Here is a 15,178-nt window from a genome sequence, read left to right as displayed (position 1 = left end):
GTTGGTTTTTCCATTTACTATCATGAATTAAAATTTCGCTGCTACTTTTTTAACGTTTTCTAGACCTTCTTCAACAATTTGTTGTGAACGATCTGGATATTGATTGTGCCCTTCAATTACAACTGTCTCTGGATTTGTAATTCCCCAGAATCCAAGTACAGTTGTTACGTAATTAACTGCCATTTCCATAGGAGCCATTTGTTCTGAAGAGTAATCTGAACCACGAGCACCTAACACAACTACTTTTTTACCACCAACTAAACCTTCTGGGCCATTTGCTGTATATTTAAACGTTTTTCCAGCTTGAGATAAGTATGAAATATATGTGATTAATGGTGCTGGTACTGTAAAGTTCCATAATGGGAATGCAAATACAACCTTATCAGCTTCTAAAAACTGATTTAAATATTGATCTACTGTAGCAACTGCCTTCTCTTCTTCAGCTGTTAACTCCATGCCTTGGCTACGTTTATATCCACCTGAAATCGCGATATTTCCGTAATAAGGAAGATCTAATGCAAATAAATCTAATTCCGTAATTTCTGTATTTGGATTTGCTTCTTTATAAGTACTTACAAATGTTTCATACATTTTTGAACTAACTGCTTGCTCCGCTGGACGATCGTTTGCTTTTACAAATAATACTTTTGACATTTTTTTATTCCCCTCTACATTCTTATTTTCTTCTTTTTTACCAAATAACGAGCTAAATAATCCCATTTTCTTCACCTAAACTTTCTTATCATATTCATTATTCATCATCATAAAAATTCTTATTCTAATAAAAAGTTCCAATTGATACCTTAAGTAAAGCCAATCAAAACTTTTTGTTATTTAATTACCTTATGTAAATGATTGTAATATAGCAACTTACTTTAGTCAAGTAACTTTTAATAAAAAACAAAATCTCAATTTAAAAATATTAACTAAAATACAATTGAACACCAAATACATCTTTATTACTTGTATAATAAACTTAGAGAGGAAAATTCATATATAGAAAGGATTTATTCATGAGCACTATAGAAAAGATTCAAACTTTTATTATTCTTTTTGCTGTTACATGCGGCATCGTACTCGGACAATTTAATATGATACATACGTATTCAGACAAGTTTATTGTTCCCTTCTTATTTTTTATGCTATATGGATTATTCCTCAGCATCCCATTAAAAGAAATAAAAAACGGATTTCGCAATTTAAAATTTGCTGGAACAAGTCTTACTATTAACTTCTTATGGACACCTTTACTCGCTTGGGGGTTAGGGGCACTATTTCTTTCAGATCATCCAGCACTTTGGGTTGGATTTATAATGTTAATGGTTACTCCATGCACAGATTGGTACTTAATCTTTACTGAAATAGCGAAAGGAAATGTAGCACTTTCTACTGCAATTTTACCTGTAAATTTAATTTTGCAAGTTCTACTCCTTCCAATTTATTTATTTTTATTTGCTGGTGTCATGAAAACTGTAGCGGTTTTTGTTTTAGTAGAAAGTATTGTTATCGTAATCGTCTTACCATTTATACTTGCACACGCTACAAAATTCATTATGAATAAAATGAAAAAAGCTGAAACTCTCGAGAATAAACTCATTCCGTTTTTCAGCTCTGCTCAAATTGTATTTTTAAGTTTAGCAATAGTAGCGATGTTTGCATCACAAGGTAAATATTTACTGCAAAATATGAATGTCGTTTTATTATTACTCGTTCCTGTTCTATTGTTCTTCATCATTAATTTTTTACTAGGACAATTTATCGGGCGCATGATGCATTTATCTTACAAAGATACAGTAAGTCTAAGCTTAACAACGTTAGCAAGAAACTCACCTGTTGCACTCGCTATCGCTGTGACCGCTTTTCCAGATGAGCCTCTTATCGCACTTGCACTCGTTATTGGACCATTGATTGAGTTACCAGTACTAGCTGGTGTGTCACAAGTTTTGTTGCTTATTAAGAAAAAACGGCAATACGCATAATAAAAAACGTCCCATTTTGGGACGTTTTTTATTATGGAAAGATTACATACAACACTTATTTCTTATTTATCATTACAAATGAAATTACCGAAACTACAAACATAATAATACCAATTATAATAAAGTGAAACTTTAATCATTGGGGGTTTTGTTCATCCCCCAATGATTATTAGCCCTCACCACTCCCGCATTAACAGATCCTTTCTAATTAAAAATGATAGGAAACGTAAATATGACGAAAGCTGCCCAAAGTCCATATATTGGCAAATACTTCGTAACGGCATCTTGGATAGCTTTTGGTCCTGATTTATTTTGCAAGAAACGCATATAGGAAAACATAATCCAAATTAGATTTGCCCAGATCAGTATGTTTACACCTAAAACAGCTAGTCTATTAGGTGTAATCCCGTAAGAAGAAAGTCTAAATACGATGGCTGACAATGCAACAGTATCAATAATAAGTGCCAGAACAATTAAGGCAAAATTTATATAATCTGAAATACTCTTTTTCTCGTCTGAGTCACTCTCAACGATAGAAAATATAGTAACAGCCAATACACCAAGCAGTATTCCGTTGAAGGCCATTAGGAAATTGCGATCCAAGAATGGATTTTTCCCGACCAAAATTACCGTTATAAGATAGATAAGCAAGGTAATCAGGACGAGAGGACTAAAAATTTTAGATATGTATGGTGTAATATTTTTAGCAAGCTTAAGATTCATTGATACTAAGTATGCAGTCACAATAGCGAGAGCCGCTGCTCCAAATAAAACAACATTACTAAAATAGAATTCTCCTATATCTAAGTCAACAAAGCTAAATAAACGCATGGTGAATATTGCTAGTATCATTCCGCTCACTGCCATGCTCCCGTAGAGAAGACAATATTCTAAATTAAATTTAATATAGGCTAATCTTGTACTGCCTTTTGAATATTCATTTCCTGTAAATGCAAGCCCTACTAAGACCCATAAAAATATAGGAAGATGTAAATACGCAAGTATGGTACTGTCTTTATAATTTATTGGCAACGTATTAAGATACACCCCGGAAACTAGGAATAACGCTATAAGGGAATAAATAATACTTTTTTTCGGCTTATTATTGTAAACAAAATAAGCAGCAATAAAGGGAATTACACCAAAAGCCAAATTAATTGGAGCAATTGCTTCCTGCTCAACAAAGTGGAAAATGATTCTAGTGCTTATGCCGGCCAGAATAGCTAAAAGGCCCATGAATAAGAAACCTTTTTGAAACAAAGATGTTTTTTCTTTATTTACTTTCTCCTTAAAATGCAACCTTTCATACCAAGCACCTAGAATTTGAGAATCAGGGTTTTGGTCCCATGCTTGTGAGAATGCTTTTTTAAAAGCTTTCGGATCTTTTCTATACATCTTCTCCAACTCATGGGGGTTATCCATATGTTTAACAATCAAATTGTTACTGTTCATAGTTATACCTCCTCTAATTTTAAAAATAAGGTTGTTACCTTTTAACAAAAGCACCTCACTCATTTATTATGATTTTAATACAAAATTTATCGTTTTACAATAAAAAATTATTATTTAAAGGATTTTTTTTATCGTTAAATTTTATATAAAAGAAAAAACAAAAGAGCATGACATAAAACTGTCATGCTCTTTTAACAAATTAATTCTCAAATACAAAATTAATCTTATTATCTTTCCACTCTAATTTCGCATCAAACGTTTTCTCGCCCTTTTTAAAGCCTTTAATTAAATCAGTCTTTTCACCTTTTAAGAGCTTTGTCATATTCTTTTGCGAAATTGTTTTACTTAATATCTTCTTTGAAATGGTGAAATCACATTGCGTTGTATTATAGTTAGAACAACCGTAAAACGTTGACTTATCAATTACATCGCCATCACATTTTTTACAGCTACCAACCTTTTTACCCGTTGTAAATTTCGATCCTTTTCGTTCAATCGATTCAACATGTAGTCCCGTGAAATCCCACTTCTCAGACATTTCCACTGCGTCTTCAATAATTTTAGCTGATAGCTTTTTCGTCTGTTCCATAAATGTAGCTGGTGAAGCTGTACCTTCACCAATTTCCGCAAGACGTTGTTCCCATTTCGCAGTCATTTCCGGTGAAGCTAGTATTTTGTCACCAATTGCGGTAATTAATACTTTTCCTTTATCAGTCGCATACACTTGGTTTTTCTTTACATCTATATATTTACGGTCTTTCAGCATCGTAATAATACCCGCGCGGGTCGCTTCCGTACCTAAACCTTCTGTTTTCTTCAATACCTTCTCTAGCTCTTCATTCTCTAAATACTTACCGGCTGTTTTCATTAACGTAATAAGTTGTCCTTCTGTATAACGCTTCGGTGGCTGTGTTTTTCCTTCTTTCACTTTCACCTTTACAACTTTTCCTTCTTCACCTTCAGCTACAATTGGAAGAATGGTTTCGTCATCTTTATCGTCTTGGAAAATAACTTTACGCCAACCTTCTTGAATTTGCTGTTTTCCTTTTGAAATGAATTCAGCACGTTCATCTACAAGCGTTACAATCGTTGTATAGTCAAAGATTGCAACTTCATAATGAGCTGCAATAAGCCTTCTTACGATCATATCGTATATTTTCTTTTCATCACCTGATAGTCTGCTTGGGTTTGTAACTTGCTCTGTCGGAATAATCGCGTAGTGATCTGTTACTTTCTTTTCATTTACATAACGCTTATTGTTCATAATGGATTCAACCGGAGCCGGTAATAAACCTTTATATTCATCAAACTGACTTAACTTCTGTAAAATATCAGGGAAAGTCGCTGCTTCTCCTTGAGTAACATAGTTAGAATCTGAACGTGGATAAGAAACAATCCCTTTTTGATAGAGTGCTTGCGTTATATCAAGCGTCTTTTTCGGTGAAAACTTAAAGGCTTTATTTGCCGTTGCTTGCAGTGATGATAAGTTGAATAAAAGCGGCGGCTGAAACTCTTTACGCTCCGTTTTCATTTCCTTCACAACAGCCGGTTTCCCTTGGCAAAATGCCGCAATTTTATTCGCCATATCAGGGTCTTTTAAGCGGGATTCATTATCCTTCTCCCATTTCCCGTCATATTTCTTTCCTTCTATATTAAAGGTTGCAAACACTTCCCAGAAAGGCTCTGACTTAAAGTTTTCAATTTCTTTCTCACGCTTTACAATCAATGCTAACGTTGGTGTTTGGACACGACCAGCAGAAAATACATCATTCATTCCTTTTTTCTTTAACAAAATACTAAACACACGTGATGCATTCATGCCAACAACCCAGTCAGCACAAGATCTTGTGTATGCTTCGTAATACGTATTAATTGTATCTGATTCATCAAGTAAATTTTTAAACCCTTGATAAATAGCTTGCTTCGTTAAAGACGAAATCCATAGACGTTTCATCGGCTTTTGCACGTTACAAAGATTAATAATATTTCGTACGATCAGTTCCCCTTCACGCCCAGCATCTCCTGCGTGAATGATTTCTGTTACCTGTGGATTATGTAACAGCTGTTTCACAACGTTAAATTGCTTATACTTTGACTTTGTTACTTCAAATTGAAAACGTTCTGGAATCATCGGTAACGTATTAAGTGACCATTTTTTCCACTCTGCGTGATAATGCTCTGGATTACATAACTGCGTCAAATGACCAATTGCCCATGTACAGTACGCTCCATTTGGAAATAACTCATTCGCTTCTACTTCTAAATATCCATCTTTCCGGCGATATTTAAACTGTGAAACAAGAGCCAACCCTTGATCTGGTTTCTCGGCAATAATTAATTTCATTTTATAACTCCCTATCTGTATTCCAGTGTTACTTTCATTGTCTATATGTTTAGAAGCGATGATAAAACAACAATCTTATTTATCATTCGCGGTTTGTCTCGCAAATGTGAGACCTATAATATTATACGCTTATTCTTTATGGCTTCACAATAGAAACTCATAATATAACAATTTCTTTCACATGCTTACAATTAAAAAAGACGCCCTAAAAAATCAAGCGTTCCTTTGCTTACATCTATGAAATTGTGCAGATAATATGCAGATATTAATAAGCATAAGTACTCTCCATATAAACATATGATGAAATGAACGATAGGACAAGGAGGTATCATAATGTTTGCTTATACGTTAACTACCTTAACACTTTGCTGTACCTCGATTCTTATTACATCCTATATTTCTAAACGTAAGGGTACCCTAATGGAGTATATGGTATTTATTATGTCTTTTAGTATGAGTATCGGTTTAAGTATTGGTTTTTATTTAGGCATTCTCTTTAAGGGGGAATTACTATATTCTACTTTACTTGCTATTTTAATTAGTGGTTTTATCGGTTTTTTAGTGGGTCTACGTTTTCACCTATATACTGCTTTAGAAGGAATGTTCTCTGGATTAATGGCAAGTATGATGGGAGCAATGATTACAGAAATGTTAAACGCTCAACAAGCTCATAGTATATTGTTCATTAGCCTTTTACTTACTATAACGATTACTATGTCCTGTGTGATTCAATTGTTATCGGAGAACTTTTCTACTTTTATCCAACAGCGTTTTTTGTTATTACTTTCAATTAGTGTAGTAATTATCGTTGCCGTATTCGCGACATTCCCAGATCATACTCCTGCACCTGGGCATAATCAACATATACATTAGTACTTGCAACAAAAATGAATAAGCAGCTATCCATAGGATAACTGCTTCCTATTATTCTGGCTTATTAGGAATGTTTTGGTTTGGAACATAGTCAGATTTATAATCTGTATAGTTCACTTCCGTTACCATCCCTGCTGAAGCATGATGTAGGTCGTGACAGTGGAACATCCACTCACCGGGATTGTCTGCTACAAAGGCTACTTCATATTCTTCTCCTGGTTTTAAGTTCAATGTATCTTTTACAATTGGAGAACCTTTTATCGGTTTTCCATCTTTACTCAACACCTGAAAGAAGTGCCCGTGTAAATGCATTGGGTGATCATCCATTTTAGAACGATTTACCAACTTCACTTTTACTAAATCACCCTTTTTTACTTGAATTGGGTCAATATCCGGAAATACCTTTCCGTTAATTGTATATACCATTTCATTTCCATTCATTTGCGTATTTAAGTCCATATTATATGTGGCAGTATACTCTTGATTTAAAGTGAAACTACCTAATTTTTTAGTACCATATTTCATTATATCTACTTTCGGTAATTTTTCTTTTTCGTCTGCTTTATCTTTCATCTCTTTGCTGCCATCATATTCAATAACAGCTTTCATTCCTTTTGCACCTTTATTTTTCGAATGGTCTTCAACATACCATTTCCCAGTTTTATTAGCAGTAAATTCAATATCATAACGTTCGCCCGGTGCGATTGAAATTACTTTATCCTTTATAACTTTTGGATCGTTTATTGGTTGACCATCTGTCGCAATTACTTTTATATCATGACCGTGAACATGTATATCATGTGATAGATAACCAGCATTAACGAGTCGAAAACGAACTTTATCTCCCTTATTCACTTTCAATGGCACTACTAAATCACCGCTTTTTCCATTGATTGTGAATAAATCATACATACTCATATCATGACCTTCCATCTTCATATTTCCATGGTCCATTCCTTCCATATTACTAGAGTCTTTTTGATCACTGCCCACGTCCATACCAGAATGATCCATGCCGTTCTTATCATCATTCTTTTCCTCATTTTCATTACCTTTAGATTTATTACCTATTTGCCCTTTTGTCATTTCTTTTAACTGCTTATTCATTTCTTCTTTATCTGTAACCCATTCATCCAACATTAATGTGTAATCTTTATCATATTTTTCCTTTGTATCTTCTACAATGAGCGCTCCATACAAACCTCTATCTAATTGATTTACAGAATCTTGATGCGAGTGATACCAGTACGTTCCTGGTACGTTCGCTTCAAATTCGTAAGTGAAACTTTTTCCTGGTTCAACTGCATCTTGTGTCACGCCTGGAATTCCATCCATGTTATTTGGGACAGGATATCCATGCCAATGAATAGATACTGGTGCAGATAATTCATTTTTTAATGTCACTTTCACCTTTTCACCTTTTTTCACCCGAATTTCTGGACCAGGAGATGATCCATTAAATGTCCAGACTGGAACAATAACACCGTTACTTAACTTTTGCTTTTCTTCTTTCGCTATTAAAGTAACTTCTGGTCCTTTTTCAACCTTCAATGGTTTTGTAGCTGTTTCAGTCTGTATTGTTTTTTTATCTTTCATATTTTTATGATCATTTGTTGTATTTGTGGCCAAAGAACATGCAGCAATTAAAAATATTACAGAGACCGTAACAGCTTTTAATACAAATCGCTTCATGGAAAATCCCTCCTTTTTCAAAATCATTATAGAAGTTGATTTTCAAGAAAATAAGGAGATGTAATTAGATTTTACGTAAGCTAATTGGAAGATTACTAAAAGTGGAGACATTACAAGAGGCGAATATTTTAGAAATACAAAACGCTTTCCTTGTAGCGACTATATTAGCCGTTCTCGTATTTGTTTTGACGTTATTTCTTAAGAAACAATAACACTTCTATTATTAAATAAGAAAAATGTAGCTAAAATGCTCTTCACAAAAGAACTTAGATTTTTGTATAATAAGAACTAATGTTCTTCACAGACAATAGACTCAAATTACACAAATATATCAAATAGAAGAGGATTGATATACGATGAAAATTGATAGACCAAAAATTTCACCAGAGTTATCTTCAAAGAATTTTCAAGATATTTTTTATGAAGAAGATCCAACATTGGAAGTGTGTGAAATTATAGACTCCACTTTCGAAAATGAATCTGTAGATAGAGTACGATTATATGATGCGGTGATAAAAAACTGTAAGTTTACTAATACAGACTTTAGCAATATTGATATTACAGATGTTTGTTTTGAAAACTGTGATTTATCAAATGTTAATTTAAGCAATTCTTCTGTTCACAGAGTCGAATTTAAAAACAGTAAATTAATCGGAGTAAATTTCACAGAATCTAGCTTAGGAAATGTTAAATTTGAGAATTCAATTTTGAATTTAGCGGCATTTGGAAATTCCAAACTAGAAAAAATCATCTTCAATGAAACTTCATTAAATATTGCAGATTTTTTTGACTGTAAACTTAAAAAAGTTGAATTCCAATTATGTAGTCTTGATGAAGCTAATTTTGATCAGACATCACTGAAGGGGATAGATATTAGTTCTTCTAGCTTTGATACGCTTACAGTTTCAGTGAACGATTTAAGAGGATGTAAAGTATCAACATATCAAGCTGTTCAGTTTGCAACTTTATTAGGATTAATAATTAAAGATTAGTATTTCGAAGATAAAAGAACCCTATCCCGAATCATGGATTTTTTAATTGTCCGCCATTCGAGATAAAGTTCAAATAAATTAGTGATGACTTTTTATTATTTAACTACAGCTTGGTTTCCTTTTACATGTTCATTATTTATACTCATAAATTCTTCAATTTCTTCAACTTCTCTAATGATATCTTTTGACAAGTTTTCATACCCGTCTTTCGTTACAAGAATATCATCTTCTATTCGAATACCAATTGACTCTTCCTCAATATAAAGACCTGGTTCAATTGTTATAACCATACCTTCTTCTAACACTCTATCTTTATATGTTCCTACATCATGTGTATCTAAACCAAGGAAATGGCTGACACCATGATAATAGTATTTTAATAACTCTTCATCTTCTTGAATTAAACCAATTGCTTTACACTCTTCTGCCAGTACCTTTTTTGTATGCTCATTTAATGCAGCGAACTTTAATCCTGGCTTAATAATCTCTGTTGTTTCTTTTAATGCTTTTAATACAATATTATAAATTTGTTTTTGGCGACTAGAGAATGTTCCATTTTCCGGGAATGTATAACTAATATCAGCGTTATAGTAGTCTTTTTGAGCGCCTAAATCTAGCAATACTAAATCACCATTTTGAATTTGTGCATCATTATCTTCATAATGAAGAACTGTAGCATTTTTCCCACTCGCCAAAATTGTATTGAATGCATGGTGCTTAATGCCAGATGATTTCAGTGTAAAATCAAATTGTGCTTCTAATTCATACTCCATCATGTCTGCTTTTGCATGCTTAAGTACGTTGTAAATACCGTCTTTCGTTATAGCAATCGCTTCTTTAATAATTTCAATTTCTTCTTCTGTTTTAAATACTCGTAATTCACAAATGTTCGGATATACATTACCAATTGTTACGTGTGGGTATTTTTCTCTTACATGTTTAGCAAATGCTAATGTTTTTGTCTCCATACCATTCCACTCACGACTTTCTATATCTAAATATAGATGCTTCGCATTTTCTGTAAAAAGTATATTTGACATTGTCTTTTCAAAGCTATCTAAATATACAACTTTCTTTATACCTGAAATTCCCTCTGCTTCTTCGCTAGAAACTGTTTTCCCAACCCATTTTTCCATTACTGGATCTGATTTTTCAATGAAAAGTGTCTCTTCTACACTATTCCCAAACTTTTTCAGCATAAAAATAACATTTGGTTCACCGATTCCCGTTAAGTAGTAAAAATTACGATTCGGTACAAATTTATAATGTGCATCGGCTGACATATGAGGTGCTTGTCCAGCAAATAAAATCGTAATGGATTCCTCTGGTAATGTGTTTGCTAATCGTTCTCTATTTTGAGCAAAAAATGTTGATTTCATAATAATCCCCCTAGCGTTTTATGTATAATTGTGAAACTAATTATTCAATACACTTCATTCTATTATTGTTATAATTTTTCGTCAATTTTTAACTAAATTTTAGATAGTATTGACACAGACAACTAAACAAGTTACAATAACTATAAATTAGTAAGTTACTAATTTAAATTTAAATAAGAGGTGAACAAAATGCAAAACATTTTATTCCGTATTAACGAATTGTCAAAAAAAGAAAAAGCAACTGGATTAACAGTTGATGAAAAACAAGAACAACAAATGTTGCGTCAAAACTATACACAAACATTTCGTGGAAGCTTAGATTCCATTTTATTAAACACAAAAATTGTTGATCAAAATGGTCTTAACGTTACACCAGCCGCATTACAAGATGCTCAAATACGTTTAAAATTAAGCAAATGAGTTCCGCGCTAAAGAATTTTAATAAAACATAAACAGAGCTGGATTTCCTATATAGAAATTCCAGCTCTGTTTATTGTCTTTTCTAATTTAGTAAACGAGCGATACATCGCAATTCTCCACGACACAATCATCGCAAATGCAAGTAAGAAAAACATTCCGCTTAACTCTGCCAAATCAATTGATTGGCTTAAATATGACTTTAATGCCACGCGTACAGCTAATAAGCCTACTAAAATGAATATGAATGCTTTTGACGGTTTCATAAATATATGTTCGCCTTTTATTTCGAACTTAGTTGTTTTAATAAGAAAAATAGAGAAAATAAGCCCTATACTAATTGCCTCGACTATTTCTAACGATGTTAATCGAAACTCTGGTAAAAAGTACATCATCGCGCCTGTACTCATAAAAATTGGCGGCAATATAATTTTCTTTTTCGTTACCGGCTTTTTCGCTGCTTTAAAACGTAGAAACATTACCCCAACAGCCATACAAACTGCTACGACACTTGATAAAAGTGCTATCATACTTTCCACTCCTATCTATTTAAATGACTTTTTTAACAAAACCATAAACCAAATGAGCCCTACACTTATAATAACGTGACCTACCCCAGCCATATGGCTTAAACCGTTAAAGTCAGTTCCGTTTACTTGTAATAGACCTCTAAATAGCATTGTTGCAATATTAAAAATTAATCCTACATTATAAACAATAAACCATGCACGAAAGCTCTTTGTTTCTTGTACATGAAACACTTTACATAAAGCGAAAGCAATTAAAAAAAATAAGAAACCAAGCACTAGTACATGTGTATGTACTAATTGCAACATTGTGGATCCTTTAATTCCTTGTGCTTTCGAATACTCTCTTGCAAATACTCCTGATAATAAACCGATAATTAAGTAAATGAATGATGCATTATATAAATTCTTCATTTTATTCCTCCTATTGTAAACTTTCCATATTCGCTACAATCATTTTACGGAAAGTTTATGAACGGAATATGAATAAAATATTACATCCTATTTTCAAATAAAAAACCATTTTGTTTATATTGGTTTACCCATTTCAAAATTACGGTGTCTCTTATATCAATAGCTTTACTAATTTCTCGGTAACTTTCATTTCCGTTCAAATAACGTTGAACGATGTATATTTTTTCATCAGTTGTGAATTTAACCATAGAAAAACTGCACCTCCAATTGTTAGACTGTGTCTAACAATTGGAGGTGCAGTTTTTAATGGTGGGATGCTCTTTTATAATTTATTCATTATTGATTATTTTCCATCCTGTAAGTTTCTAGTTTAATTTAAACCATTGCTTCAGTTTCTATAATTACTAAAATTACCCTTTTCTCATAACCGTCTAATATTCCTAGAATTTCCGGGATTTTTGAGTTCATGCGGTTAAGCCCTCTCAATTATTTTAGAACTTAACTAATCTCAGTTTGCAACTCCATTCCAAACATCGACATCATTATCATCTAAAATGGCTTTGATTTTATCTTTCTCAAAAACTACCAGGTATTCATAAGGTAAGGCTAAAACTTGAATAATTGAAGGTCTAATTTTTAGTAGCTGATATGCGTAATATGCTTCTAATTCACCGTCAGTTTCTTCTGTTTCATCGACAGGACCGATATACCAACCAGAATCACCTTTATCACAATCCCTAGCTCTTTGTAAATAAACCTCATCTAGTTGTAACACATTTTTTGAAGTCACTATTTTATCGCTAAACTTTATTGTTTCACCGTCAATATTTAACTGACGTAAACAATGTACTTGTTCTAATTGCACCCATAAAGCAATTGTTAGATCATCTGTAGTATCCTTAAATGGATTTTTTGTATAATCTGGGGCAATAATGTGATACCCATCTTCACGTTTGGATAGAACAAAAATAGACCAACCAACTTGCATAGAAAATCTATCAACTAATTTATTATCTTCTACTTTAGTTAGCAAATACAATAACTTTTCTATCTGGGGGCCTAAATGTTCTTCTGCTGTAGCTATTATCTTTTTACCACCTATATTTTTAACTATTGTTTTCAATGGGTTGTAACCTCTCTTTTATTGATTTTTTCAAAGCTTCTCTAGCCACTGCTTCACGTTCTAACATTTCTAGTCTTATAATTTCCGGAACCTTACCGTATTTAGGGTGCCCCGGCCATGTACTCCAATCTTTTGCATTCTTAGAAGCATTTGTTGGTTTTCCAAGTCCAACAAAGTTTACATCCATATTAAGCACTTCTATTTGTTGTTCTCTCGGTAATAGGTCAAAACCTTCCATGTCCGTTATTTCTTTCATTGAAACAATGTGGTCAGCTTCAAGTTTTTCCACTTCATAACCATATACAGGGTCAATTTTGGGTACATCTGTATTTACGCTTTTTCTTATCCTATTATTGGGTGTTCTCTTTCTTAAATCTTTATATTCCTCTTTTGAAACCGCAAATTGATTTAATAAGTCTTTCGCTTCTTGGTATGCCCCACCAAGTTCATATTTTATAGAACTTCCTCCAACATCAGCATAAGCCAAACGGTTTCCAGTGTTCAACTTAAAATCAGTTAATACATTTCTATATGCAGCAGAATTAGTCATAAACGACTTTCCTTTTGCTAGGTTGCCAGCGATTGCTAACTTCCCTGCTTGTCCTGCTTTACTAAGACCTTTATCACCAATAAAACCTGTTAATAATGATGCTACACCATAGGCAGCATAGTGCTCTCTACTTTCCATATCTCCGTTCCAGAAATCATTAATGAATGAATCTGATAAAGTATTCCATGCAGCAGGAAGTGTTTCTTTATAATTAATAATTGCATCTCGCATGTTTAACCACGTTTCTTTATCGCCTAAAGCTACGAATCCTTCCCATGCATCTACAGCACCATCTACAAAACCTGTAGAAATACCAGTCCATGCATCACTTAGATCCTTTTTCTCTCTTTCCCAAGCCTTTTCGAAGTCAGATTTAGGCGAAATTTTACCGCACATTGCACCTTCTTCAATTGAATTATCAGCCTGACGATTCCTATCTTCTGTAATCGCCTGGATAGAAGTCGTCCACTCCATATTCAATCCTTGTGTACTAAATATACCACTTGCAGGACTAAAACCTTTTCCACTTTGTACTTCTGCAAGACCTGTAGCAATACTAGTAGCTAATTGAATTGCTGTAGCATAGTTATTGCTAGACGTTTGATTAAATTCATGTAGATGGTCTAACTTTTCTTGAAGTTTTTTCCTCATGACAGTAAAAAGATTTGCCATAGCGTCTATACCTGGTATTGGCATAGTTTGAGTAATGGCTTCCATACTTGCTTTCATTCGGTCAATCTCTCGAATTTGTTCTAATATTTCTTGTTCAATTACATCTGCCTGAGCTACTTGTGATTGAAATTGACTTGGAAATGCATCGTTCTGACGGATTAATTCTTCACATAAGTATATGATTCCTTGTGCTAAAGGGCGAAAGGTTTCTGCGAAAAATGCTTTTGCACTATCGTAAGTTTGCCCTTGTAGAACGGTATCACTTGTAAAAGCATCAATCGATTGAATGGCTTGTTCCATACCTTGAATGGTAGCTGTACATACAGCATTCATGCTTTGAGTTTGGCTTTGTACTTCTCCCAAATACATATTTAAACTCATGCATTGACCTCCCTTGCTAATTGTTGTTGCTGGTAGGATAGGTCGTTTTCTGAATCACTAAGGTCTCGTCTTTCTTTAAGTAATGTTTCTTTTTGATTTTCTAATTCAAATGTAAGTTTTCGCTCAATGTGTTGTGCTTCTTGACGGATATTTATAAAGAAATGAGATAACTCTTTATCGTTGTGCCAAGTTTCTAAAATACGGTTAAATAAGCGGTTGCTTCAATTTTTCAATTCGTGAAAATCAGCTTCCGCTTGTTCCTGAGTTCGAAGCGCGGATTGATTTCGGTCCTGTTCTTCAAATACACTTCGTAATTTTTGATTTAACTGTTTAATTTGTTTTTTGATATCTCGATCCATTTTTTTCCTCCTAAATTTTTATCT

The 15,178-nt window shown here is 33.3% G+C and carries 13 protein-coding genes and 2 pseudogenes; 4 read left to right on the top strand and 11 right to left on the bottom strand.

The genetic code is table 11. From position 1 onward, the window contains the following. Window positions 1-27: 27 nt before the first annotated feature. Window positions 28-720 (bottom strand): FMN-dependent NADH-azoreductase, encoded by a 693-nt coding sequence (locus BCG9842_RS08940; protein ID WP_000522502.1) that lies wholly within the window; start codon window positions 718-720, stop codon window positions 28-30. A 293-nt stretch (window positions 721-1,013) separates the two neighbouring features. Between BCG9842_RS08940 and BCG9842_RS08935 the strand changes: the two genes are divergently transcribed. Continuing rightward, window positions 1,014-1,979 carry an arsenic resistance protein gene (locus tag BCG9842_RS08935; protein WP_000103813.1) on the top strand — a complete coding sequence of 322 codons (966 nt, stop codon included), beginning with the start codon at window positions 1,014-1,016 and terminating at the stop codon, window positions 1,977-1,979. Window positions 1,980-2,183: 204 nt separating this feature from the next. Here BCG9842_RS08935 and BCG9842_RS08930 read toward each other — a convergent pair whose 3' ends face one another. Further along, window positions 2,184-3,431, bottom strand: a complete 1,248-nt coding sequence (locus tag BCG9842_RS08930) for a DUF4153 domain-containing protein (protein WP_001087655.1) — start codon at window positions 3,429-3,431, stop codon at window positions 2,184-2,186. 199 nt (window positions 3,432-3,630) lie between these two features. Further along, window positions 3,631-5,775 carry a DNA topoisomerase III gene (gene topB, locus BCG9842_RS08925; RefSeq protein WP_000766771.1) on the bottom strand — a complete coding sequence of 715 codons (2,145 nt, stop codon included), beginning with the start codon at window positions 5,773-5,775 and terminating at the stop codon, window positions 3,631-3,633. 333 nt (window positions 5,776-6,108) lie between these two features. Between topB and BCG9842_RS08920 the strand changes: the two genes are divergently transcribed. Beyond that, window positions 6,109-6,648: a hypothetical protein gene (locus BCG9842_RS08920; RefSeq protein WP_000458542.1), complete on the top strand. Its 540-nt coding sequence runs from the start codon at window positions 6,109-6,111 to the stop codon at window positions 6,646-6,648. Between the two features lie 51 nt (window positions 6,649-6,699). Here the strand turns inward: BCG9842_RS08920 and BCG9842_RS08915 are convergent, their stop codons facing one another. Continuing rightward, complete coding sequence (locus BCG9842_RS08915) at window positions 6,700-8,340, bottom strand: multicopper oxidase family protein (RefSeq protein WP_000820011.1); 1,641 nt, start codon at window positions 8,338-8,340, stop codon at window positions 6,700-6,702. 356 nt (window positions 8,341-8,696) lie between these two features. On the opposite strand from BCG9842_RS08915, the gene BCG9842_RS08910 reads away from it, so the two are divergent. Continuing rightward, a complete protein-coding gene (locus BCG9842_RS08910; RefSeq protein ID WP_000687269.1) occupies window positions 8,697-9,332 on the top strand; it encodes a pentapeptide repeat-containing protein in 636 nt (211 codons plus the stop codon). 95 nt (window positions 9,333-9,427) lie between these two features. Here BCG9842_RS08910 and BCG9842_RS08905 read toward each other — a convergent pair whose 3' ends face one another. Next, on the bottom strand, window positions 9,428-10,711 hold the full coding sequence (locus tag BCG9842_RS08905; protein ID WP_000842962.1) for an aminopeptidase P family protein: 1,284 nt from the start codon (window positions 10,709-10,711) through the stop codon (window positions 9,428-9,430). 189 nt (window positions 10,712-10,900) lie between these two features. Here BCG9842_RS08905 and BCG9842_RS08900 point away from each other — a divergent pair, with 189 nt between their 5' ends. Further along, window positions 10,901-11,131, top strand: coding sequence for a DUF896 domain-containing protein (locus tag BCG9842_RS08900; RefSeq protein WP_001179614.1), 231 nt, complete (start codon window positions 10,901-10,903; stop codon window positions 11,129-11,131). A gap of 47 nt (window positions 11,132-11,178) precedes the next feature. On the opposite strand, the gene BCG9842_RS08895 is transcribed toward BCG9842_RS08900, so the two are convergent. From BCG9842_RS08895 to BCG9842_RS30950, 6 genes and pseudogenes are all read right to left on the bottom strand, one after another. Then, a complete protein-coding gene (locus BCG9842_RS08895) occupies window positions 11,179-11,658 on the bottom strand; it encodes a CcdC family protein (RefSeq protein WP_000561074.1) in 480 nt (159 codons plus the stop codon). 15 nt (window positions 11,659-11,673) lie between these two features. Then, on the bottom strand, window positions 11,674-12,069 hold the full coding sequence (locus BCG9842_RS08890; protein ID WP_000794056.1) for a DUF2871 domain-containing protein: 396 nt from the start codon (window positions 12,067-12,069) through the stop codon (window positions 11,674-11,676). 104 nt (window positions 12,070-12,173) lie between these two features. Next, a pseudogene (locus tag BCG9842_RS30805) lies at window positions 12,174-12,317 on the bottom strand (transposase); the annotation flags it as partial. 260 nt (window positions 12,318-12,577) lie between these two features. After that, a complete protein-coding gene (locus tag BCG9842_RS08880; protein ID WP_000849723.1) occupies window positions 12,578-13,192 on the bottom strand; it encodes an immunity protein Imm33 domain-containing protein in 615 nt (204 codons plus the stop codon). Further along, complete coding sequence (locus BCG9842_RS08875; RefSeq protein ID WP_000056137.1) at window positions 13,176-14,795, bottom strand: T7SS effector LXG polymorphic toxin; 1,620 nt, start codon at window positions 14,793-14,795, stop codon at window positions 13,176-13,178. The genes BCG9842_RS08880 and BCG9842_RS08875 overlap by 17 nt, the downstream gene beginning before the upstream one ends. Beyond that, window positions 14,792-15,154, bottom strand: a pseudogene (locus tag BCG9842_RS30950) (DUF3958 family protein). The gene BCG9842_RS08875 and the pseudogene BCG9842_RS30950 overlap by 4 nt, the downstream one beginning before the upstream one ends. Window positions 15,155-15,178: the final 24 nt, after the last annotated feature.

Origin of the sequence: Bacillus cereus G9842 (assembly GCF_000021305.1) — a bacterium.
GTDB classification, from domain to species: Bacteria; Bacillota; Bacilli; order Bacillales; family Bacillaceae_G; genus Bacillus_A; species Bacillus_A thuringiensis_S.
The sequence above is the reverse complement of the archived record's forward strand: the minus strand, read 5'-3'. Positions and strand labels throughout refer to the sequence as shown.

Coding starts and splice junctions, on each gene's coding strand:
- BCG9842_RS08940 (WP_000522502.1), bottom strand. CDS start 720: ATGGGATTATTTAGCTCGTTATTTGGTAAAAAAGAAGAAAATAAGAAT.
- BCG9842_RS08935 (WP_000103813.1), top strand. CDS start 1,014: ATGAGCACTATAGAAAAGATTCAAACTTTTATTATTCTTTTTGCTGTT.
- BCG9842_RS08930 (WP_001087655.1), bottom strand. CDS start 3,431: ATGAACAGTAACAATTTGATTGTTAAACATATGGATAACCCCCATGAG.
- topB (WP_000766771.1), bottom strand. CDS start 5,775: ATGAAATTAATTATTGCCGAGAAACCAGATCAAGGGTTGGCTCTTGTT.
- BCG9842_RS08920 (WP_000458542.1), top strand. CDS start 6,109: ATGTTTGCTTATACGTTAACTACCTTAACACTTTGCTGTACCTCGATT.
- BCG9842_RS08915 (WP_000820011.1), bottom strand. CDS start 8,340: ATGAAGCGATTTGTATTAAAAGCTGTTACGGTCTCTGTAATATTTTTA.
- BCG9842_RS08910 (WP_000687269.1), top strand. CDS start 8,697: ATGAAAATTGATAGACCAAAAATTTCACCAGAGTTATCTTCAAAGAAT.
- BCG9842_RS08905 (WP_000842962.1), bottom strand. CDS start 10,711: ATGAAATCAACATTTTTTGCTCAAAATAGAGAACGATTAGCAAACACA.
- BCG9842_RS08900 (WP_001179614.1), top strand. CDS start 10,901: ATGCAAAACATTTTATTCCGTATTAACGAATTGTCAAAAAAAGAAAAA.
- BCG9842_RS08895 (WP_000561074.1), bottom strand. CDS start 11,658: ATGATAGCACTTTTATCAAGTGTCGTAGCAGTTTGTATGGCTGTTGGG.
- BCG9842_RS08890 (WP_000794056.1), bottom strand. CDS start 12,069: ATGAAGAATTTATATAATGCATCATTCATTTACTTAATTATCGGTTTA.
- BCG9842_RS08875 (WP_000056137.1), bottom strand. CDS start 14,795: ATGAGTTTAAATATGTATTTGGGAGAAGTACAAAGCCAAACTCAAAGC.